The organism is Pantoea sp. IMH, from assembly GCF_000599885.1.
Classification (GTDB): domain Bacteria; phylum Pseudomonadota; class Gammaproteobacteria; order Enterobacterales; family Enterobacteriaceae; genus Erwinia.
The window spans coordinates 674,213-697,151 of record NZ_JFGT01000005.1; the positions used below are offsets into that span (position 1 = coordinate 674,213).

A 22,939-nucleotide genomic window follows, 5' to 3' on the forward strand; every position below is an offset into this window, starting at 1 on the left:
ACATTTGTGGGTGTCGGTTTTTATCCAGCCGGTCAGCATAGCGGAGTTTGCTGCTAAGTAGCGCGGTATCAGGCAAAAAGGTGTGATATTAATCACCATGAAGTTATAATGATTGCAATGATACTTTTAACCTGTGTGAATTAAATCACGGAACAGAGGTAGTCTGCTCTGTTATAATCCTAACATCACGGACGCCACTTTCCGACTGGAGAAACTAATGACTGACGTAACCCAAGCCGCCGTACGGGCGTTAAAACTGATGGATCTGACCACGCTGAATGACGACGACACGGAAGAGAAAGTCATCGCCCTGTGTCGTCAGGCGAAAACGTCTGCGGGCAACACCGCCGCGATCTGCATCTATCCCCGTTTTATTCCGATTGCCCGTAAAACGCTTAAAGAGCAGGGCACGCCGGATATCCGCATTGCGACCGTAACTAACTTTCCCCACGGCAATGACGATCTGAAAATCGCGCTGGCAGAAACGCACGCGGCCATCGCTTATGGTGCCGATGAAGTGGACGTGGTTTTCCCTTACCGTGCGCTGATGGCGGGTAACGAAGACATCGGTTACAAGCTGGTGAGCGCCTGTAAATCAGCCTGTGAAGAAGCGGACGTGCTGCTGAAGGTGATCATCGAAACCGGCGAACTGAAAGATCCTGCGCTGATCCGTAAAGCGTCTGAAATCGCGATTGAAGCGGGCGCTGATTTTATCAAAACATCCACAGGCAAAGTGCCGGTTAACGCAACGCCAGAAGCGGCGGAAATTATGCTGCAAACCATTGCAGACAAAGGAATGCAGCAGTCGGTTGGCTTTAAGCCTGCGGGCGGCGTCCGTACCGCCGACGATGCAGCCATTTACCTGAAGCTGGCCGACGACATTATGGGCAGCGACTGGGCCAACGCCCGCCATTTCCGCTTCGGCGCGTCCAGCCTGTTAGCGAGCCTGCTGAATGCGGCGGGTCATACCGGCGCGAAAAGCGACTCCGCTTACTGAGTAACGGAACGGGCGAGTATCGTCAGGCTTAACGGCGCTGACGGCTCGCCCTTTGTATTACTGCCTGCGCCACGTTTTTCTGTGCCGGGTCAGGTTTCAGCCGCGGCTCACATCGCCAACGTTTTATTACCAGGGGGCAAAATGTACCTGCCACAAGAGATAATCCGCAAAAAAAGAGACGGCCTTGCACTGAGTGAAGAAGAAATTCGCTTTTTCATCAACGGGGTGCGTGACAACAGCGTTTCGGAAGGGCAGATCGCCGCGCTGGCGATGACCATCTATTTCCACGATATGACGCTGCCCGAACGCGTGGCGCTGACCATGGCGATGCGGGATTCCGGTTCGGTGCTCAACTGGCAGGCGCTAAACCTCAACGGTCCGATCGTGGATAAACACTCCACCGGCGGCGTCGGCGATGTCACCTCACTGATGCTTGGCCCTATGGTGGCGGCCTGCGGTGGGTATGTGCCGATGATTTCGGGACGCGGCCTCGGTCATACTGGCGGTACGCTGGATAAACTGGAAGCTATTCCGGGATTTGATATTTTCCCGGATGACAACGCCTTCCGCCAGATGATCAAAGAGGTGGGCGTGGCGATTATTGGCCAGACCAATTCGCTGGCGCCAGCTGACAAACGCTTTTACGCCACGCGGGATATTACCGCAACGGTCGACTCCATTCCGCTGATCACGGCTTCTATCCTGGCGAAAAAACTGGCCGAAGGGCTGGATGCGCTGGTGATGGACGTGAAAGTCGGTTCCGGCGCTTTTATGCCCTCTTTTGAACTGTCAGAGCAGCTGGCGCAGGCCATTGTCGGCGTGGCGAACGGCGCGGGTTGCAAAACTACCGCGCTGCTGACGGATATGAATCAGGTATTGGCTTCCAGCGCAGGCAATGCGCTTGAAGTGCGCGAAGCAGTGCAATTCCTGACCGGCGAATACCGTAACCCGCGCCTGCTGGAAGTGACGATGGCGCTGAGCGCCGAGATGCTGGTATCCGGCGGGCTGGCCTCTTCAGTGGAAGAAGCGACCGGTAAGCTGCAAAAGGTGCTGGATAATGGCCGTGCCGCCGAGATATTTTCCCGCATGGTTGCGGCGCAGAAAGGCCCGGCAGACTTTATCGAAAACATGGATCGCTATCTTCCCGCACCGATGCTCAGCAAGGCGGTCTATGCCGACGCGCCAGGCATCGTCAGCGCCATGGATACCCGTGCGCTGGGTATGGCGGTGGTGGCGATGGGCGGCGGTCGCCGTCGCGCCAGCGATGCTATCGACTATAGCGTTGGCCTGAGTGAGATGGCGCAGCTGGGCGATCGCGTGGATGGTGAACGTCCGCTGGCGGTGATCCATGCGGCGACCGAAGCTGGCTGGCAGGAAGCGGCCAAAGCCGTGAAGGCGGCGGTCACGCTCAGTGAGAAAGAGTTCGCAGAAACGCCCGTTATCTATCGCAGAATAAGTGGATAACCGTCATACTACTCTGATCGATAAAATTTACGCTCAGCGCGTTATAAACGCAGGAGACCAGAATGAAACGTGCATTTATCATGGTGCTGGATTCCTTCGGGATCGGCTCCAGTAAAGACGCCGACAAGTTTGGCGATGAAGGCTCAGATACCCTCGGTCATATTGCCGAGGCGTGCTACAACGGCCAGGCCGATAAAGGCAGAAAAGGCCCGCTGCATTTGCCGAACCTCACCGCATTAGGCCTGGGTAAGGCCGCGGAAGAGTCCACCGGGAAATTCCCGCTGGGACTGGATAAAGATGCCGACATCATTGGCGCTTATGCCTATGCCAGCGAACTCTCTTCGGGCAAAGATACCCCGTCGGGCCACTGGGAAATCGCCGGTGTGCCGGTGCTGTTTGACTGGGGTTACTTCTCCGATAAAGAGAACAGCTTCCCGCAGGAGCTGCTCGATCTGCTGGTTGAGAAAGCGAATCTGCCGGGCTATCTGGGTAACTGCCATTCGTCAGGCACGGTCATTCTCGATCAGCTCGGCGAAGAGCATATGAAAACCGGCAAACCGATTTTCTATACGTCGGCAGACTCAGTATTCCAGATCGCCTGCCATGAAGAGACATTCGGGCTGGATCGCCTCTATGAACTGTGCGAGATCGCCCGTGAAGCGCTGACGGAAGGCGGTTATAACATCGGTCGTGTGATCGCGCGTCCGTTTGTCGGTGATAAAGCCGGTCATTTCGAACGTACCGGTAACCGTCACGATCTGGCCGTTGAGCCGCCATCGCCCACCATCCTGAAAAAGCTGGTGGATGAGCAGAACGGCGAAGTGATTTCCGTGGGGAAAATTGCGGATATCTACGCGCACGTCGGCATCACCAAAAAAGTGAAAGCGACGGGCCTGGATGCGCTCTTCGATGCCACCGTGGAAGAGATGAAGATCGCGCCGGATAACAGCATTGTCTTCACTAACTTTGTCGATTTCGACTCCACCTGGGGCCACCGCCGCGACGTGGCGGGTTATGCCGGTGGGCTGGAGCTGTTCGATCGTCGTCTGCCTGAGCTGATGGCGCAGGTAAAAGAGGGCGATATTCTGATCCTCACCGCTGACCACGGTTGCGACCCAACCTGGAAAGGCACCGAGCACACCCGTGAGCACATTCCGGTGTTGATCTACGGTCCGGGTATCGAGCCGGGTTCGCGTGGCTATCGCGACACCTTTGCCGATATCGGGCAGACCGTGGCGAACTATTTTGGCCTGTCCCCGATGGAATATGGCAAAAGCATGCTGTAATCAGCGCAACGTAACCGGCCAGCGCACCGCGCGCTGGCACTAATTAACAAGGAAAAGAGATGGCTACGCCTCATATTAACGCTGAAATGGGTGATTTCGCAGACGTCGTGTTGATGCCGGGCGATCCGCTTCGCGCTAAGCACATTGCGGAAACCTTTTTACAGGATGCAGTTGAAGTCAATAACGTGCGCGGCATGCTGGGCTACACCGGGACCTATAAAGGCCGTAAAATTTCGGTAATGGGTCATGGCATGGGCATTCCTTCATGCTCCATTTATGCCAAAGAGCTGATCACCGATTTCGGCGTGAAAAAGATCATTCGCGTCGGTTCCTGTGGTGCGGTGCGCGCTGACGTAAAACTGCGCGATGTGGTGATCGGTATGGGCGCTTCAACGGATTCCAAAGTAAACCGTATGCGCTTTAAAGATCATGACTTCGCGGCAATTGCCGATTACGACATGGTGCGTAACGCGGCAGACGCGGCGAAAGCGCTGGGCGTGAACGCCCGCGTGGGCAACATCTTCTCCGCCGATCTTTTCTATTCGCCGGACCCTGAGATGTTCGACGTGATGGAGAAATATGGCATTCTGGGCGTGGAGATGGAAGCGGCCGGTATTTATGGTGTGGCCGCAGAGTTTGGCGCTAAAGCGCTGGCTATCTGTACCGTTTCGGACCATATCCGTACCCACGAACAGACAACCGCTGCGGAGCGTCAGACGACCTTCAGCGAAATGGTCGAGATCGCGCTGGAATCGGTGTTGCTGGGCGATAAAGAGTAATAACAGACGGAGCCAGCGCCGGTGCAGCCACCGGCCCGGCATGCCGTTTGTTCATCTGGGCGGTTTATCCGCCCCCGGTGACCGGGAAAAGAGGCGGCCCTGACGTAACCAGAATCATCGTCCCGCGCTGTCCCAGGTGCGGAACGCTTTCCTCCTGGTTCCTGCGCGCTTCGTTTCAGGTTTGTCAGCAGTCTGAAGGGCCGGTTAATCCGGCCCTTATTTATTGCGGTTATTAAAAGGCATCGTCCGAAACGACCCGGCAAAATGAGGCAGGATTAGGGCTGTTTATCCGTCGTCGGGGCGGCGTCGGGATTTTCTTCTTCATCATCTTCCCTGACGGGGTTATTCGCCGTCAGCAGAAATGGCGACTGCTGCCAGCGGGTGCGGCGATCTCTCAGCAGGGTGCGGGTCAGGATGATGCCGATAGCCAGCGAAAGCAGCATCATCAGGCGCAGGATATTGGTGGTGTTATCGACCTGTCGCGATTCGGTGACCAGCACATGCGTATCCAGCGTCACGCGCAGAAAACCGCGCGGGCCGTCCGGGCTGTCCAGCGACTGGACGATCTGGTGGTTAAAATAGCTGCCGGCACGTTGTCCGTCGAGCGCCAGCCGGTCTCGTACCGAAATCGTTTCGCCGCTGTGCGCCATCAGCATCCCGTTCTCATCGTAGAGCGACGCGTCCAGAATGCGGCTCTCTTTGGTCAGCAGATTGAGCATCTCTTCGATTTTCGGCTGATTATCGTCGCTGTTTTCCATCAGCGGCGTCAGGCTCCAGGCCACCTGGCGGGTCAGTGTACGGGCAAGCTCATCCACCTGCTCCGAACGGGCCATCTGATGCCCGAGACTGAACCAGGAGGCGCCCTGCATCAGCACCACTAACAGGGTCAGACAGATCAGGACGATTACGGTGCGGTGCAGTCTGAATTTTAGTTTGGCCTTTGCCATTTTTGCCCTTCATGCTTCAGGAAGAAAACCGACGTTTGTCGCTGAGCTTTATGTTGCCAGAAGCGGGGCGGACAGGGTAGCCTCTTGCGTGGTTAATATGTCCTTACAGGAGCTGTAATGCCAAATAGTCTGACCTGGTGCGACCTGCCTTCCGAAGTCTCTCTCTGGCCGGGTTTGCCTCTTTCCCTCAGCGGCGATGAAGTGATGCCGCTGGACTACCGCGCCGGACGCACCGGCTGGCTGCTGTACGGACGCCAGCTTGATAAAGCCCGCCTTACCGAATTCCAGCACAAGCTCGGCGCGGCGATGGTTATTGTCAGTGCCTGGAGCGTTGAGGAGTATCAGGTGATACGCCTGGCGGGTTCTCTGACCGCGCGTGCGACCCGGCTGGCTCATGAAGCATGCCTGGACGTGGCGCCGCTGGGGAAAATTCCTCATCTGAAAACGCCCGGGCTGCTGGTGATGGATATGGATTCCACCGCGATCGAGGTGGAGTGCATTGATGAAATCGCTAAACTCGCGGGCTGCGGTGACAAGGTTGCCGAAGTGACCGAGCGGGCCATGCGCGGTGAACTCGATTTTACCGCCAGCCTGCGTCAGCGCGTGGCGACGCTGGCGGGCGCGGATGCGGCGATCCTGACGAAGGTGCGCGATGAATTGCCACTGATGCCGGGCCTGACGCCGCTGGTGCAGAAGCTCCAGGCGCTCGGCTGGCATGTGGCCATCGCCTCCGGCGGTTTCACCTGGTTTGCCGGTCATCTGCGCGAAAAGCTTCATCTTTCCGCGAGCGTCGCGAATGAGCTGGAAATACGCGACGGCAAGCTGACCGGCGAGCTGCTGGGCGATATCGTGGATGCCCGCTATAAAGCGGAGACGCTGCAAAAGCTCGCCGCCCGCTTTGAGATTGCGCCAGAGCAGACCGTCGCCATCGGTGACGGGGCGAACGACCTGCTGATGCTGAAAGCCGCCGCGCTGGGCATTGCTTATCATGCCAAGCCGAAGGTAAATGAAAAAACCAACGTGACTATCCGTCATGCGGATCTTATGGGCGTGTTCTGTATTCTCAGCGGCAGCCTGATTTCCGATGAACGTTAAGGAACAGATTTGGCCAAAGCGATAAAACGCGCCTTTGTATGTAACGAATGCGGCGCAGATTACCCACGCTGGCAGGGGCAATGCAGCGCCTGCCACGCCTGGAACACCATTACCGAAGTGCGCCTGGCGGCATCGCCGACCGTGGCGCGTAACGAACGCCTCTCCGGGTATGCGGGCAGCGCGGGAACCAGCCGCGTGCAGAAACTGTCCGATATCAGCCTGGAGGCGTTGCCGCGCTTTTCCACCGGCTTTAAAGAGTTTGACCGTGTGCTGGGCGGCGGCGTAGTGCCCGGCAGCGCTATCCTGATTGGCGGCAGTCCCGGCGCCGGGAAAAGTACGCTTTTGTTGCAGACGCTCTGCCGCCTATCTGAGGGAATGAAAACGCTGTACGTCACCGGCGAGGAGTCGCTGCAACAGGTGGCGATGCGTGCGCACCGGCTGGGACTGCCGACCGAAAATCTGAATATGCTCTCAGAAACCAGCATTGAGCAAATCTGTCAGATTGCCGAGCAGGAAGCGCCGAAGCTGATGGTAATCGACTCAATTCAGGTCATGCATATGGCCGATATCCAGTCCTCGCCCGGCAGCGTGGCGCAGGTGCGGGAAACCGCCGCCTATCTGACGCGCTTTGCCAAAACGCGCGGCGTCGCCATCGTGATGGTGGGCCACGTGACCAAAGATGGCTCACTGGCTGGCCCCAAAGTGCTGGAGCACTGTATCGACTGTTCCGTACTGCTGGATGGCGATGCGGATTCCCGTTTCCGCACCCTGCGCAGCCATAAAAACCGCTTTGGCGCCGTGAACGAGCTTGGCGTGTTTGCCATGACCGAACAGGGGCTGCGGGAAGTGAGTAACCCTTCTGCCATCTTCCTCAGCCGTGGCGATGAAGTGACTTCCGGCAGCTCCGTGATGGTGCTGTGGGAAGGGACGCGTCCTCTGCTGGTCGAGATTCAGGCGCTGGTGGATCACTCCATGATGGGCAATCCACGGCGCGTCGCGGTTGGCCTTGAGCAGAACCGGCTGGCGATCCTGCTCGCGGTATTGCACCGCCACGGTGGCCTGCAGATGGCGGATCAGGACGTGTTTGTGAACGTCGTTGGCGGCGTCAAAGTGACGGAAACCAGTGCCGACCTGGCGCTGATGCTGTCGATGGTTTCAAGCCTGAGGGATCGTCCGTTGCCGCAGGATCTGGTGGTATTTGGCGAAGTGGGGCTGGCCGGTGAGATCCGTCCGGTGCCCAGCGGCCAGGAGCGTATCTCCGAGGCGGCGAAGCACGGTTTCCGCCGCGCTATCGTCCCGGCGGCCAACGTGCCGAAAAAGGTGCCGGAAAACATGAAAGTGTATGGCGTGAAAAAACTGGCCGATGCGCTGGCGATCCTGGAAGATCTTTGAGTCAATCCCCCTTTGTGGCGGATCAGTCTGTCCGCCTGAGGGGATGCGCAAACTATATTCACCCGGGTGGAATTGAGTCCGCCCGTTATGCAGGAGGCACCTGATGTCGTCATTCGATTATCTGAAAACCGCCATTCGCCACCAGGGCTGTACGCTACAGCAGGTCGCTGAAGCAAGCGGTATGACCAAAGGCTATCTTAGCCAGTTGCTGAATGCCAAAATCAAAAGCCCCAGCGCGCAGAAGCTTGAAGCGCTGCACCGTTTCCTTGGCCTGGAGTTTCCACGGCGTGAAAAAACGGTAGGGGTGGTCTTCGGCAAGTTTTATCCACTGCATACGGGGCATATCTATCTGATCCAGCGCGCCTGCAGCCAGGTAGACGAACTGCATATCATTATGGGTTACGACGAGCCGCGTGACCGCCAGCTGTTTGAAGCCAGCGCCATGTCGCAGCAGCCCACCGTCAGCGATCGCCTGCGCTGGCTGTTACAGACGTTCAAGTACCAGAAAAATATCCGCATTCACTCGTTCAACGAAGAAGGGATGGAGCCTTACCCGCACGGCTGGGATGTCTGGAGCCGGGGCATTAACGCCTTTATGGACGATCACGGCATTGTGCCAAACCGGGTTTATACCAGCGAAGCGTTGGATGCGCCTCAGTATCAGCAGCATCTCGGCATTGAGGCGGTGCTGATCGATCCCAGTCGATCGTTTATGAATATCAGCGGCGCGCAGATCCGGCAGGATCCGTTTCACTACTGGGAATATATTCCGACGGAAGTGAAGCCATTTTTTGTCAGAACAGTGGCGATCCTTGGCGGCGAGTCGAGCGGTAAATCGACGCTGGTCAATAAGCTGGCGAATATTTTCAACACCACCAGCGCCTGGGAATTTGGTCGCGATTACGTCTTTTCACACCTTGGCGGTGACGAGATGGCGCTCCAGTATTCCGATTATGACAAAATCGCGCTGGGCCAGGCGCAGTATATTGATTTCGCAGTAAAATATGCCAATAAGGTCGCCTTTATCGACACGGATTTCGTCACCACTCAGGCGTTCTGTAAAAAGTATGAAGGGCGTGAACACCCCTTTGTACAGGCACTTATTGACGAGTACCGTTTCGACCTGGTTATTCTGGTGGAAAATAATGTGCCCTGGGTCGCCGATGGCCTGCGCAGCCTCGGCAGTTCTGTCGATCGCAAAGAGTTTCAGAAGCTGCTGATCGCGATGCTTGAAGAGAACAATATCCCCTATAAACATGTCGAGCAGGAGAGCTACGATGAGCGCTTCCTGCGCTGTGTGGAACTGGTGAAAGAGATGCTGGGCGATCGCAGTACCAGCGTCTGACGGGGCAAAGCACCGGGGCAGGGAGGTCACACTTCCTCTCCCCGGTTTACACCTACGCCAGCGAGCGTAACATGTTTACGCTTCGCTCACGGACGAATAGCGCCAGCAGCACCATTCCGGTCAGTGCCAGCACGCTGGCCAGCAGAAAGGCCGAAGAGTAACCCCCGCCATACTGGATCAGAAAGCCGGTGATTGCCGGTGATAAGATCCCCGCCAGATTCGCGAGCAGATGCACAAAACCGCCAGCGGTGCCGATACGTTCAGCGGGCACGATATCCTGCAGCAGCGACCAGCAGGCCTGCGGCGTCATATAGGCGAATACGCTGGCCAGTGTAATCAGCGACACCGCCAGGGTGACGCTGCTTGCCCATGCGGTCAACATCACACAGATCGCGGCGACCGCCAGGCCGGTGAAGATAACAAGTTTGCGCGAAAGCAGGAAATTACCGGTACGGCGGAACAGCGCATCGGAGACAATGCCGCCGCCGATAAAGCCGATCGTCGCGCCGAGCCACGGCAGGATGCCGATCAGGCTCATGCTTTTGATATCCAGGTGCTGAAAATCGGTCAGATAGCTGGGCAGCCAGGAGAGAAAGAAAAACTGGATATAGTTAAAGCAGAAAAAGGCCGCCGCCACGCCCAGTACCGGCAGCGAAAGGACGTAATGCCAGAGCGGCACCTGATGCGAATCGCCCGTTTTGGTTACCCGCGTGGCGGGTCGCTGCGCGGCGATCAGCGTACGTTCAGCCTCGCTGACGCGCGGGTGCTGTTCAGGCCTGTCGCGGAACAGCCACAGCCAGAAGGCCAGCCAGACAAAGCCCAGCGCGGCAATCACCACAAACGCGACGCGCCAGCCAAATTGCAGCCCGACCAGGCCGACCACGGGTGCGGCTATCGCGGCGCCCAGCGGCTGTCCGGCATTGGTAAAGCCCACCGCACGTCCCACTTCCTGACGGGGAAACCAGTTCGAAATCGACTTATTGGTAGTGGTGCCCATCGGGCCTTCGCCAATACCAAACAGCACGCGCACAACCAGCAGATGGGCAAAGCTGCCCGCCATCGCGGTGGCGCCGCAGAACAGCGACCAGATGGCCGCCGCCCAGCCGAACACTTTACGGGGACCGTAGCGATCGGCGGCCCAGCCGCCCAGAAAGCAGAACAGGCAGTAGCCGATAAAAAAACAGCTGAACAGAATGCCCATCTGCGCGTCGTCGATGTGCAGATCTTGTTTGACCAGCGGTGCCATTACCGACAGCGCAGCGCGGTCCAGATAATTAAGAATACCCGCGAAAAACAGCAGCAGCGCCACTACGGTGCGATAGTTTTTAAACATGATTTTCCTCCGCACTCAGCGTGATATGGCTGACGGTGTGATTTTTCATGACCTCTGCATCGGGCTTAAAACCCAGGCCTGGCGTGGCAGGCAGCGTCATCTCCGGCACAAAGTCGAGTTGCGGATAAAGCAGCGGCGAGAAGCGAATGTAAGGCACTTCCAGCAGGATCTCGTCTGGCAGGGTGGCGACCAGATGTGCCGTCGCCAGCAAACCCGCGCCATAGTAGAAACAGTGAGGAACCACTTTGATGCCGTGCGCCTGAGCCTGCGCAATCACGCGCAGCGAGGCGGTAATGCCGCCCACTTTCGCCACGCTGGGCTGAAGTACGTCGACGGCCTGAGCGTTGTAGAAAGGCTCAAAACCCCAGTCGCCACAGATGTTCTCGCCGGCGGCAATCGGCGTGCCTGCGCGACGAACCTCCGCCAGGCCGGCAATATCATCCGGCGGCCAGATGGGCTCCTCCAGCCAGCCCAGCTTGAGCTCTGCCAGCTGGCGGGCGCGGCGGCTGGCTTCTTCTGTCGTCCAGGGGCAGTTCACATCCACCATCAGCGTCGCCTCCTGCGGCAGCGCGGCTCTGGCAGCGGCAATAGCCGCGTAGTCGGTTTCATGCAGTTTGAGCGTGTGAAAACCGGCCTGCCACGCACGCTGTACCTGACGGGCAACTTCTTCCGGCTGGTTGTTATAGCTGACCAGGCTGGCATAGAGGCCAATCTCATGGCGCTCTGCGCCCAGCAACTGCCACAGCGGTTTGCCCTGGATCTGCCCCAGCAGATCCCAGAGCGCAATGTCTATCGCCGACAGCGCATAGCGTACCGGTCCGCTGCGGCCAAAGGCGTGCAGCGCTTTTTCCGCTTCGCTCACCAGCGCCGCCAGCGCTTCACGACTCTCTGGCACGGGCTTATTCAGAAAAAGGGGAATAACCAGCGATTCCAGCGCCTGAGCCGTCACCGGATTAGATAAATGCCCGAACCCCTCGCCCCAGCCTTGCAGGCCGTCGTCGGTGGTCAGACGGACCAGCAGCGTCTCCATCTGCTTCAGGGCGGGCGATGCCGCATTCCAGGCCGTTTCCTGCTTCTCGGGCGTTGCGCGATCGCTTGCAAAAGGAATAGCGAGGCGAATCACCTCAATGTGACTGATTTTCATGCCATAAACCTCATCATGTAGGGGAAGTCAGCAGCATATAATCGGATTTTTAAGCGCCAGCTGACCAGGAAAGCATGTTGCCTGTTCAGTATAAAAAGGGGGGCAGAGTGCGGCATCGTTCAGCCGCACAAGGATGGCGGGGGAGGAGGGAAGAAATTCTGGCATCTGGCTAAGCGGCTGCGAGATGGCTCACAAAAGACAGATAGAAACAAACGTAAGGGCCGTCGTGACACTGACCGCCCTGTAAAAAGCGCAGGCGGCCCGGCCGGAACCGCCTGCGGCGAGAGCGTCTTACCGCTCAGCGCGTGCAGCGGACTGCTGGCAAACGGTTAATAACCCATTTCCCCTTTCGGCAGGCCCCACCGCAGGCGTTATTTTTCCGGCGCGGCGGCATTAGCCACCGATTCACGCAGAATCAGCCCGCAGGTAAAGTCCTTATGGGCCGTCATGTCGCCGCCGTCCAGCATGGAAATAAGGCGGTTAATCACCTCATTGATCATCCCGGTTACCGGCGCTTTGACGCTTGCGAGCGCAGGCTGCAGGAAAGGCGCGACGGGGATGTCGTCAAAACCCAGCAGCGAGACCTGTTCAGGCACGCTGAGTCCGGCGGCGTTGAGCTGCTTTAGCGCGCCCACCGCCATATCATCATTACTGGCAATCAGTGCGCTAAAGGCGATGTCGTGCTCCAGCAGCTGCCTGACGGCCTGCGCACCGCAGGCGGGCGTCCACCGGCCTGCGACGATAAGTTGAGGGTCAGCGGGGAGGCCGGCATGGTGCAGCGCGTCTTTATAACCGGCGAGACGCTCAAGCGCGGTTGGGGAGTCGGGCGATCCGGTAATAAAGGCGATGCGCCGGTGACCGCGTGCGATCAGCGCCTGCGCGGCGTTAAAGGATGACGCTTTATGATCGCAGCAGACGGAATGGCTGGGATGCTTCCGCAGCCTTCGGTTCACGACCATAACCGGCTGGCGTGTTTGCCCGATAATATCGTCCAGATCGGCAATGCTGAGAAAACGCGGATATAAAATGATGGCGTCACAGCGCAGATCGAGAAGAAATTCTATCGCCTCGCGCTCCTGCTGCGCGTTGTGTTTACCGTCAACAAGGATAAGCTGGCGACCGCTTTCTTCCACTTTTTTAGCCGCCCCGGAAAGGATTTCGCTGAAGTAGCTGCCGCTATAGAGGGTATTGGTCACCACCATGCCGATGCATTGAGATTTGCTGGTGGCGAGATTACGCGCCAGCAGGTTAGGACGGTAGCCCGCAGCTTCAATGGCCGCGAAGACCTGTTTGCGGGTTTCTTCGCTAACGTATCCTTTCCCCGAGAGTACGCGGGAGACGGTCGCCTTGGAGACGCCCGCTTTTCTCGCTACTTCCTGCATCGTTGACATCGGTTTTTCCTGCTTTGGCTGGTCGCTCTATACTAAACGCTTTTAGCGTAAAGATTGCGGATTATGTCGCAGGCGTCCGGGCAGCGGCTGAGGTTTTCTGAACGGTCGCGGAACGTTCAGCGCATTGCTGCATGCTCTGGCTGGCGGCGGGCAGTCAGCCGCAGGCGGGGGATTAACGTTTATTATCAATGTTGCTGTCCCGCTTTCCCTGACGCGGAGGCTTTACGCCACGGCGCAAAGCCGCTCCCTTGCTTTAGCAGGGTGGCTTGCCGTTAGCTGGCGAAGCCCGGCAGGATCAAAAGTAAGGGCCGACCCAGACCGGAGAGAGAGCCGGCCTGGTCTGCCGGTAAACTAATCCAGATCTGCGCCGTTGCTGGCAATCACCTTTTTATACCACCAGAACGATTTTTTGCGCGTGCGCGCCAGCGTCCCCTGCCCACGATCGTCCCGATCGACATAGACAAAACCGTAACGCTTGCTCATTTCGCCAGTCGAGGCGGAAACCAGATCAATACAGCCCCAGCTGGTATAGCCCATAACCGGAATGCCATCTTCGATCGCTTTCGCCATCGCACGAATATGCCCGCGTAAATAGCTGATACGATAATCATCTTCAATCTCGCCCTGAGCGTTAAACGTATCTTTAGCGCCCAGCCCGTTCTCCACCAGAAACAACGGTTTCTGATAGCGGTCGTACATCATATTCATGGTGATGCGCAACCCCAGCGGATCGATGCCCCAGCCCCATTCACTGGCCTCGACATAGGGGTTTTTCAACGACTTAACGACGTTCGCTGCGCTGGTATTCTGACTGTTCATCTCCGCAGAGGCGCAGCGGGAAGCGTAATAACTGAAAGAGACGAAATCGACCGTGTGGCGCAAAATCTCGCTGTCTTCGGGCTGGCGCTCAATGGCGATCCCCTGCTCGCGGAACATCCGTTGAGTCCACGCCGGATAAGCGCCACGGGCCTGCACGTCAATAAAGAACAGGTTTTCGCGATCCTTTTCGAGCGCCGTCCAGACATCCTCCGGCTTGCAGGACCAGGGATAGAAATTGCCGCCCGCCAGCATGCAACCCACCTGATTTTGCGGGTTCACCTCATGGGCGATTTTTGTCGCCAGCGCGCTGGCCAGCAGCTCGTGATGGGCAGCCTGATATTTGACCTGCTGCTGATTCTCCCCTTCGGCAAAGACCAGCCCGGCACCGGAAAACGGGCTGTGCAGCAGAATATTAATTTCATTAAAGGTCAGCCAGTATTTCACCAGGCCATTGAAGGCCTCAAAGCAGGTGCGCGCATAGCGGCTAAAAAAGTCGACCATTTTGCGGTTGCGCCAGGAGCCATACTCTTTGACCAGATGCATCGGAACATCGAAGTGGCACAGCGTGACCAGCGGCTCGATATTATATTTTTTGCACTCGTTAAACAGATCGCGATAAAAAGCGATGCCAGCTTCGTTCGGCATCAGCTCATCGCCCTGCGGGTAAAGACGGCTCCAGGCGATAGAGGTACGGAATACCTTAAACCCCATCTCCGCCATCAACGCGATATCCTCTTTATAACGATGGTAGAAATCGATCCCCTCGTGGCTGGGGTAAAACTCATCGTCACGCCAGCTAAAACGCGGCTGCTGGCCCAGCTTAACCGCCAGACGTGCCGGCCCGTGCGGAAGCATATCTACCGTCGCCGCGCCTTTGCCGCCTTCACGCCAGGCGCCTTCGGCCTGGTTTGCAGCGATGGCGCCGCCCCATAAAAATCCTGCGGGAAATTTGGTTTCCATATGCGTCCTCTGTTAATACGTTTTTACGGGCTGAGAATCGGTAGACCAGGCGGCAGGCTGGCCGGTCGTCGCCTCGCTTGTTGTCTCTGCTTCTACCGGAATATCCTCAAAGCCCAAAATTAAAGTAAGGATAAATGAGAGAATCACGGCCAGCGCCATCACGGCAAATACCCAGACGATGCTCATTGGATTTGCCGGGTCGAAGAACTGTACGCTGGTAAACAGGCCCGGCGCCGCCATCGAATGGCTTGCCAGCCCGGCGACGCCCGCCACCGCACCGCAGACAAAACCGCTTATCAGGCTGGCGATAAGCGGACGCTTAAGGCGTACCGCCACGCCATACAGCGCAGGTTCGGAGATCCCGGCAACGATGGCGGAAGCGGCGGCGGCCAGTGCGGTCTGACGCAGTTCCGGATTTTTCGTGCGCCAGGCGACCGCCAGCGACGATCCGCCCAGCGACAGGTTGGCGCCGATTTCAGAGGGCATAACCATCCCCTCTTTGCCGGTTTCCGCAATGGTCTGAATAATGGTCGGGGTAAAGACGCGGTGCATGCCGGTCATCACCAGCAGCGGCCAGAGCGCGCCCATAATGGCGACAGAGAGCCAGCCGAGGTAATGATGGATGGTATAGACCACCGCTGAGATGCCGCTGCCGATCCAGATGCCAAGCGGTCCAATCAGCAGAATAGCGATCGGCGAGGCAATCAGGACAATCAGCATAGGCTTAAGGAAGTTTTTGGTGACCGCCGGGGTGATTCTGTCCACCCACTTTTCGATCCAGGAGAGGATCCAGGTCATGCAGAGCGCGGGAATAACGGTATAGGTATATTTTACCGCCGTCACCGGCACGCCAGCGAAGTCGACCGCCTGTCCCTGCGCGGCTTTCGCCATCAGGTCGATAAAGTTTGGATGCAGCAACACGCCAGCGATGGCGATCGCCAGCGACATATTGGTTTTGAATTTTACCGCTGCGGAAGCGGCTACCATCACCGGCAGGAAGAAGAAGGCACCATCGCCGATGACGTTCAGGATCGTCAGCGTGGAGGATCCTTCTGGGAATACGCCAGCCATATCAAGGATCATCGCCAGTAATTTTACCATCGACCCGCCGATGATCGCCGGAATTAGCGGCGACATCGTACCGATCAGCGCATCCAGAATGCCGGCGCCGATGCGCCGCAGGGTTAGTTTTCCTTTTTGCGGATCGGCATGCCGTGCCTGCATATTGGCCGGCAGTAACCTGACCACTTCGGCATAAGCGTGCGAGACGGTATTGCCGATGATGACCTGGCACTGGTTATCGTTTTGCACCACGCCCATGACGCCGGGAATTTTTTTCAGCGTGGCGGCATCTACCTGGCCGTTGTCGTTAAGCACAAAGCGCAGGCGCGTCATGCAGTGGGTTACCGTCGCCACGTTATCACCACCACCGATTGCATCGACGATAGCGCGCGAGATTGCCGCGTAATTCTTTGACATGAGTATGAAACCTCTTGTGTTATGACGCACCTTTATCGCAGGGTGTTTTTATATATTATTCATAGAATTAATTAAGAGCAGAGGCTGTCATAGCCTTCGTTCTCATGATGGGTGAATCTAGGTAACCGGTTTCACATAAGATTGATTAACTGACAAAATAAGATCAATAACTATTTTTTTGTAATTAATAATTTGTGATCAAAAGCGTGCTGACACCTTTCAGTTTTGGCAAGTGGAACTCAGAAGGGGAGTCGGCTGGCATCCTGACCAGGCCTGGCAGGATAAAATAAGCCGATAGTGATGGGCTGGCAGAAAAGTTTATCCTGCGCGGAAGGAGCAGGCTATTAGCCGTCCGGGATTTCTCCCATCCTGCGGGATTCCTGGCAGTTATAACACCACTTAACAAAATTCATGGTCGAAAACAGCGTGGTGCTTTCACGGCAACGCAGGTAGCCGGAGCTGAAGACCGCTCCCTAAAATCCCATAAATGACCTTTACGGTTATCCATTGATATTTTTGATTAGGTCGAAAAAAAGGATTTATTCTGAATTTTATTATGCCACCCGCAGGCGGTAAGAAGTAATGGTTTTAAAAATATAAAAAATAAGTTTTTTATATTAATGAATTTTTATTAGATATATTTATCAAGGTATTAGGGATATATCTTTATACAGATTACCCACTAAAAAATCACTAAGAAACTATTTCGACTCGATAATTACCCTCATGTGATTAATTCTGCCCTCTGCCGAAAAACCTCATTTTTAGGATCATTCTTAATATATTATCCCGAAATAACTCTTGATTACTTAACTCAAATTTTCTCAAGAGCGAACGGCGTAAAATATATGAAAATAATATGAAGGAAATCACCTTTTTAGGTCGTTATATTTCCTTTTGTTACTGGCGGAAATAAAAATTGTCTGCCAAAACTGATATTCACACCGGCTCGCTTAATGCGGTCAATTTTTTACACATTGAATAATTTAAAAAATCCTTGTCCGAAAATTAATAAAGGGTGGTATTGGCAATGGTCAGGAAAAGCAGAAAGTTGTCTCAGCCTCAGCGTGCAATGCCGTCTGGGATGGAAGGGCGGCGCGCGCGTTTAAGCGTGCTGGCAGTAGCGGTATGTCTAGGCTCGGTCGGTCAGGCTGCGGCAGTCAGTTATATCGAACAAGGCGCTCCGGGTAATCCGGCAAGCTGGCGCAGTAGTGAATATCAAGCGGAATGGGGGCTGGGCGCGATTCACGCAGATAAAGCCTATGCTGCCGGTTACAGTGGCAAAGGCGTTAAGCTGGGCATCTTCGATCAGTCTGTTTACGCCGCCCATCCGGAGTTTTCCGGCACCGATAAAGTGATTAACCTGGTGACCGAAGGCATACGCGCCTACACCGACCCTTATATTCCGGTAAAAGCGGGTGATGCGTTCCGCTATGACGGCACCCCCAGCGTGGATTCTGACGGTACGTTGGGATCGCACGGCACGCATGTGGCCGGCATCGCGGCAGGCAGTCGTGACGGCGGCCCCATGCACGGCGTCGCCTATGATGCGCAAATAGTCAGTGCTGAAAATGGCGATCCCGGCCCGGAGGATGGCATCGTCCTTGGCAACGATGGCGCGGTCTATAAAGCGGGCTGGGACAAGCTCAGAGAGAGCGGCGTGCGCATTATCAACAACAGCTGGGGCATCGGTATTACCGAAAAATTCGCTCAGGGCGGCAGCGATCCGGCATACCCGCATTTCACCGTGGCCGATGCGCAGAAACAGTTCGATCAAATCAAAACAATCCTCGGCACCGTACCGGGCGGCGCCTATCAGGGCGCGATTGATGCGGCCCGCAGCGGCATCGTCACCATCTTTGCTGCCGGTAATGACTACAACCTCAATAACCCTGACGCGATGGCGGGGCTGGCTTATTTCGTGCCGGATATCGCGCCCAACTGGCTGTCGGTCGCCAGCGTTGCGGAGGATGAGGCGTCAACCAACAGCGTGCCTTACAGCGTAAGCTACTTCTCTTCCCAGTGCGGTTATACCGCCAGCTTCTGCGTCTCAGCGCCTGGCTCCCGTGTTTACAGCTCGGTGATTGAGGGAACCAGTCTTGATAACCTTACCACCGACTATGCCAAATACAGCGGCACCTCAATGGCGGCTCCGCACGTAGCCGGCAGCGTAGCCGTATTAATGGAGCGCTTCCCCTATATGAGCGGCGCACAGGTGGCGCAGGTGCTGAAAACCACGGCAACCGATATGGGCGCTCCAGGCATCGATGCGCTGTACGGCTGGGGGATGATTGACCTCAGCAAAGCGATTAACGGACCCGGTATGTTCTATACCGTTGAAGATATCCCAGAAGCGCTGCGCGTCCCGGACCCGGAAGGCGTCGCCTATGGTCCTTCTCAGTTCGTCGCCAATATCCCCGGCACCGGCGCAACGGTGGATGCGGGCACGCCTTATGCGCGAATTTGTAATGACATACAGTGTGGTTTCGATCTCTGGTCTAACGATATTTCCGGCCACGGCGGGCTGACCAAAGAGGGCGCCGGAGGACTCTGGCTCACCGGCACCAACACCTATTCAGGGCCAACGCTGGTTAATGCAGGCCTGCTGGCGGTCAACGGATCGCTGACGTCAGACGTCAGGGTACAGCAGAGCGGCATCCTTGGCGGCTCGGGAAGCGTAGGATCGTTAACCGTCGCCAGCGGCGGTACCGTTGCGCCGGGCAACTCGATCGGCACGCTGAACGTCAACGGCGATGTGACCTTTGAAGAAGGATCGCGTTACGCCGTCGAAGTTGCTCCCGACGGACGCAGCGACCGTATAGCCAGCGCCAGCGCCATCACCATTAACGGCGGGGAAGTGTTAGTCTCGCTGGAAAACAGCGCCAACCTGCTTAGCCAGAGCGAAGCGCAAAGCCTGACGGGACGGTACAACATTCTGACGGCGGAGCAGGGAATTAGCGGCGAGTTCGACAGCTTACTGCCGGAATATGCTTTCGCCTTCGTGGGAACCTCGCTCAACTATCAGGATAATCAGCTTTCGCTGGCGGTGGGCCGCAACGACGTCGCCTTCGCCAGCGTCGCCGAATCTGCTAATCAGCGGGCAGTCGCGGTGGCGGCAGAAGCGCTGGGCGCGGGCAATCCGGTCTATGAAAGCCTGCTGCTGAGCGGAACGCCTGGCGAAGCGCGTCAGGCATTCCAGCAGCTTGCGGGCCAGGTCCACGCCGATATCGCGTCGGCACAGGTTAACGACAGCCGTTATCTGCGTGACACGCTGAACGATCGTCTGCGCCAGGCGGAAGGGCTGGCCGGATCGCCGGAGATCAAAGCTGATGAGGGAGGCTCCTGGGCGAAACTGTTGGGCGCGTGGGATCACGCTTCCGGCGACGCCAGCGCCACCGGCTATCAGGCTTCAACTTACGGCGTGTTGCTGGGGCTGGATTCGACGCTGATGGACAACGCTCGTATCGGCGTGGCCACCGGTTATACCCGCACCTCGCTCGACGGCGGCTACGGTTCAAATGCCGACAGCGATAACTACCACCTGGCGGTCTACGGCGGTAAAGAGTATGGCGCGCTGGCGTTGCGTGCGGGCGCAGGCTACACCTGGCACCGCTTCGATACTGAACGATCCGTTACCTACGGCAACCAGTACGATCGGGCCAGCGCTAAGTACAACGCCCGTACCGAACAGTTCTTTGCCGAAGCGGGTTACAGCATCCCGGTGGGTCCGGTCAATGTCGAACCCTTCGCCAACCTCTCTTATGTTAACTTCCAGAACAACCGTATCGCTGAACAGGGCGGAGCGGCGGCACTGCATGGCGATAAGCAGCACACCGACGCCACGCTCTCCACGCTGGGTTTGCGCTCCGACCTGGAATGGGAAGTGAGTCAGGGCACGGCGGTCGCGCTGCGCGGCGAACTGGGCTGGCAGCATCAGTATGGCGATCTGGATCGGGGAACCGGGCTGAAGTTTAACGGCAGCAGCACGCCGTTCGTGGTAAACAGCGTCTCCGCCTCACGCGACGGCGCGGTTATTAAGGCCAGCGCGGAAGTCGCGCTGAATCAAAACTCTCATCTGTCCCTGGGCTACAGCGGCCTGCTCTCGGAAAACTACCAGGATAACAGCGTCAACGCTGGTTTCAGCTGGAACTTCTGAGTGTGATATCAACCATGGGGGCCGCTTGCGGCCCTTTTTTATGTCTTCAGGTTATGGCTGACGCTCTGCTGTATAACATGTGCAGTGACAGTCCGGGAAGCATGTGGGCAGAAGAGCTACGACGAACGCTTTCTGCGCTGCTTGGGGGCTGGTGAAGGAGATGCTGGGCGATCGCAGTACCAGCGTCTGACGGGGCAAAGCACCGGGGCAGGAGGCCACACTTCCTGTTCCCGGCTTACACCTACGCCAGCGCGCGTAACATGTTTACGCTTCGCTCACGGACGAATCGCGCCAGTTGGGCCGTCTGGCCATCAGTAAACCATCACCACTTTGCCGCGCATATGGCCTTCAAGCACCAGCCGGTGCGCTTCCGTCAGCGTCTCCACGCTTAAACCTTCCAGCGTTTTGCTGAGTGACGTGGTGATCTTGCCGTCGTCCAGCAGCTTCGCCGTGGCATCCAGAATCTCCCCCTGACGTGCGATATCCGGCGTGTTATACATGCTGCGGGTATACATCAGCTCCCAGTGCAGCGCGGCGCTTTTGAGCTTAAGCTGTTCCATATCAAGCGGCTTTGCATTTTCGACGATGGTGCAGATGTGCCCCTGCGGCGCAATCAGTTTTGCCATCGCTTCCCAGTGGCCGTCGGTATCATTCAGACAGAAAATGTAGTCGACCTGTTTGATGCCCTGTTTTTCCAGTTCGCCAGGCATATCGTGATAATCGATCACCAGGTCGGCGCCGCGATCGCGACACCACTGCGCAGAATCAGGCCGTGATGCCGTGGCGATGATCTTTACCTTACTGTGCAGACGGGCGAAAGGGATCGCCAGCGATCCCACGCCGCCTGCGCCGCCGACGATCAACAGCGTTTTTCCTTCCTCTGCACGATCGAGATGCAGACGATCAAACAAGCCTTCCCAGGCGGTCAGCGCGGTTAAGGGGATCGCCGCCGCTTCTGCCCAGTTTAGCGAGGCAGGTTTACGTCCGGTAATGCGTGAGTCCACCAGCTGAAAAGTACTGTTACTGCCCGGACGGGTAAGGTCGCCGGCATAGTAAACCTCATCGCCGGGCCTGAAGCCTTCGACCTTGCTGCCGACTTCACGCACGATGCCGCTCGCATCCCAGCCAAGAATACGCGGCGCCTGTAGCCCGTTTTTCTGCGCGCCTTTATGCACTTTGGTATCGACCGGATTGACGGAGGCAGCACGCACCTCCACCAGCAGATCATATTCGCCCGCTGATGGTTTTTCAGGCTGAAATTCAATAAATTGCTGCGGGTTTTCTGGATTAATGGCAATAGCCCGGATAGTCATAGCGTCTCTCCTTCAGGTTGTGTTATTGAGTGTAGAGGCTAATGAAACTATTGATAAGATGTACAATAATGAATGGAGTGTTCGTTTCAGGTGAACAATAATGTTTAAACAGCTACAGGATATGGCCCTGTTTACGCTGGTCGCCGAGTGCGAGAGCTTCACCGGGGCGGCGAAACGTGCCGGCGTGCCGAAATCGAGCGTCAGTCAGCGTATCAGTCAGCTTGAGCAAAAGCTGGGGCTGCGCCTGATTAACCGCACCACCCGGCAGCTGAATCTGACCTTTGCCGGTGAGCGCTATCTTGTGCACTGTCAGGAGATGCTGCAGGCCAGCGAGCGCGCCAATCTGGCGATACAGCAGCTGCTCGACAATCCCAGCGGACGTTTGCGGATCACTTCTCCGGCCGGGATCGGCGCAACGCTGCTGGCGCGGCTGAATGTCGCTTTCCAGCAGGCGTATCCGCACGTGACGCTGGAGGTTTCCGTCTCTGACGAAATGCGCGATCTGGTGCAGGATGGGTATGATGTCGCGCTGCGAACTGGCCAGCCGCAGGATTCGTCACTTATCGGACGCCGCGTCGGTTACTGTGAACGGGTGCTGGTCGCCTCAAAAGCCTATCTGGCAAAACATGCGCCCATCACGCATCCCAGCCAGCTGGCGGAACATCGCTGTATTGCCCACCACGCCTGGAGCGAGTGGCTGCTGAAGCGAGATGAAGAATATTATCGCTGGCTGCTACCGCCTACGCATATGACCGACAACCTTATCTATGCAAGGGAGTGCGCAAACGAAGGGGCTGGTATCACGCTGCTGCCCCGGTTTCTGGCAGGCGATCTTTCTGCGGAAGGCTCGCTGGCGGAAGTGCTGCCGGAGTGGAAAGCGGAAGGAAACGAACTCTGGCTGGTTTATCCGGGCCGGAAGCTGAATTCACCCGCGCTGGGCCGGTTTGTGGAGTTCGCCCTGCAGTCGCCGGTGTTCCGGGATTATTACCGGTAAGCAGAAGAGTCACGGTGGCAACGCACCTCTCAGGCAAGTCGTATA

The 22,939-nt window shown here is 56.9% G+C and carries 16 protein-coding genes; 9 read left to right on the forward strand and 7 right to left on the reverse strand.

Annotation, left to right across the window (positions count from 1 at the left end; genetic code table 11):
- Nucleotides 1-217 precede the first annotated feature (217 nt).
- From deoC to deoD, 4 genes are all read left to right on the forward strand, one after another.
- Nucleotides 218-997, forward strand: a complete 780-nt coding sequence (deoC, locus tag EA20_RS0111510; protein WP_024966967.1) for a deoxyribose-phosphate aldolase — start codon at nt 218-220, stop codon at nt 995-997.
- Nucleotides 998-1,138: 141 nt separating this feature from the next.
- Nucleotides 1,139-2,461: a thymidine phosphorylase gene (deoA, locus tag EA20_RS0111515; protein ID WP_024966968.1), complete on the forward strand. Its 1,323-nt coding sequence runs from the start codon at nt 1,139-1,141 to the stop codon at nt 2,459-2,461.
- 62 nt (nt 2,462-2,523) lie between these two features.
- On the forward strand, nt 2,524-3,747 hold the full coding sequence (gene deoB, locus EA20_RS0111520; protein ID WP_024966969.1) for a phosphopentomutase: 1,224 nt from the start codon (nt 2,524-2,526) through the stop codon (nt 3,745-3,747).
- Between the two features lie 59 nt (nt 3,748-3,806).
- Nucleotides 3,807-4,526 (forward strand): purine-nucleoside phosphorylase, encoded by a 720-nt coding sequence (gene deoD, locus EA20_RS0111525; protein WP_024966970.1) that lies wholly within the window; start codon nt 3,807-3,809, stop codon nt 4,524-4,526.
- A 275-nt stretch (nt 4,527-4,801) separates the two neighbouring features.
- Here the strand turns inward: deoD and EA20_RS0111530 are convergent, their stop codons facing one another.
- Nucleotides 4,802-5,473, reverse strand: a complete 672-nt coding sequence (locus EA20_RS0111530; RefSeq protein ID WP_024966971.1) for a YtjB family periplasmic protein — start codon at nt 5,471-5,473, stop codon at nt 4,802-4,804.
- A gap of 117 nt (nt 5,474-5,590) precedes the next feature.
- Between EA20_RS0111530 and serB the strand changes: the two genes are divergently transcribed.
- The 3 genes from serB (at nt 5,591) to nadR (ending at nt 9,305) form a co-directional block, all read left to right on the forward strand.
- Nucleotides 5,591-6,568 carry a phosphoserine phosphatase gene (gene serB / locus EA20_RS0111535; protein WP_024966972.1) on the forward strand — a complete coding sequence of 326 codons (978 nt, stop codon included), beginning with the start codon at nt 5,591-5,593 and terminating at the stop codon, nt 6,566-6,568.
- A 9-nt stretch (nt 6,569-6,577) separates the two neighbouring features.
- A complete protein-coding gene (gene radA / locus EA20_RS0111540) occupies nt 6,578-7,960 on the forward strand; it encodes a DNA repair protein RadA (protein ID WP_024966973.1) in 1,383 nt (460 codons plus the stop codon).
- Nucleotides 7,961-8,063: 103 nt separating this feature from the next.
- Nucleotides 8,064-9,305, forward strand: a complete 1,242-nt coding sequence (gene nadR / locus EA20_RS0111545; RefSeq protein ID WP_024966974.1) for a multifunctional transcriptional regulator/nicotinamide-nucleotide adenylyltransferase/ribosylnicotinamide kinase NadR — start codon at nt 8,064-8,066, stop codon at nt 9,303-9,305.
- 52 nt (nt 9,306-9,357) lie between these two features.
- On the opposite strand, the gene EA20_RS0111550 is transcribed toward nadR, so the two are convergent.
- From EA20_RS0111550 to ascF, 5 genes are all read right to left on the reverse strand, one after another.
- Entirely contained in the window at nt 9,358-10,638 is a 1,281-nt protein-coding gene (locus EA20_RS0111550) for an MFS transporter (RefSeq protein ID WP_024966975.1), read from the reverse strand.
- Nucleotides 10,631-11,782: a mandelate racemase/muconate lactonizing enzyme family protein gene (locus EA20_RS0111555; RefSeq protein ID WP_024966976.1), complete on the reverse strand. Its 1,152-nt coding sequence runs from the start codon at nt 11,780-11,782 to the stop codon at nt 10,631-10,633. The genes EA20_RS0111550 and EA20_RS0111555 overlap by 8 nt, the downstream gene beginning before the upstream one ends.
- Before the next feature lie 371 nt (nt 11,783-12,153).
- Nucleotides 12,154-13,173: a LacI family DNA-binding transcriptional regulator gene (locus EA20_RS0111560; protein WP_024966977.1), complete on the reverse strand. Its 1,020-nt coding sequence runs from the start codon at nt 13,171-13,173 to the stop codon at nt 12,154-12,156.
- Nucleotides 13,174-13,524: 351 nt separating this feature from the next.
- Complete coding sequence (locus EA20_RS0111565) at nt 13,525-14,952, reverse strand: 6-phospho-beta-glucosidase (protein WP_024966978.1); 1,428 nt, start codon at nt 14,950-14,952, stop codon at nt 13,525-13,527.
- 12 nt (nt 14,953-14,964) lie between these two features.
- Nucleotides 14,965-16,431, reverse strand: coding sequence for a PTS cellobiose/arbutin/salicin transporter subunit IIBC (gene ascF, locus EA20_RS0111570; RefSeq protein ID WP_024966979.1), 1,467 nt, complete (start codon nt 16,429-16,431; stop codon nt 14,965-14,967).
- A gap of 1,084 nt (nt 16,432-17,515) precedes the next feature.
- Here ascF and EA20_RS0111575 point away from each other — a divergent pair.
- Complete coding sequence (locus tag EA20_RS0111575; protein WP_038381665.1) at nt 17,516-20,587, forward strand: autotransporter outer membrane beta-barrel domain-containing protein; 3,072 nt, start codon at nt 17,516-17,518, stop codon at nt 20,585-20,587.
- Nucleotides 20,588-20,898: 311 nt separating this feature from the next.
- Here EA20_RS0111575 and EA20_RS0111580 read toward each other — a convergent pair whose 3' ends face one another.
- Nucleotides 20,899-21,900, reverse strand: a complete 1,002-nt coding sequence (locus tag EA20_RS0111580) for a zinc-binding alcohol dehydrogenase family protein (RefSeq protein ID WP_024966981.1) — start codon at nt 21,898-21,900, stop codon at nt 20,899-20,901.
- Between the two features lie 97 nt (nt 21,901-21,997).
- On the opposite strand from EA20_RS0111580, the gene EA20_RS0111585 reads away from it, so the two are divergent.
- Nucleotides 21,998-22,894 (forward strand): LysR family transcriptional regulator, encoded by an 897-nt coding sequence (locus EA20_RS0111585; protein ID WP_024966982.1) that lies wholly within the window; start codon nt 21,998-22,000, stop codon nt 22,892-22,894.
- Nucleotides 22,895-22,939 lie beyond the last annotated feature (45 nt).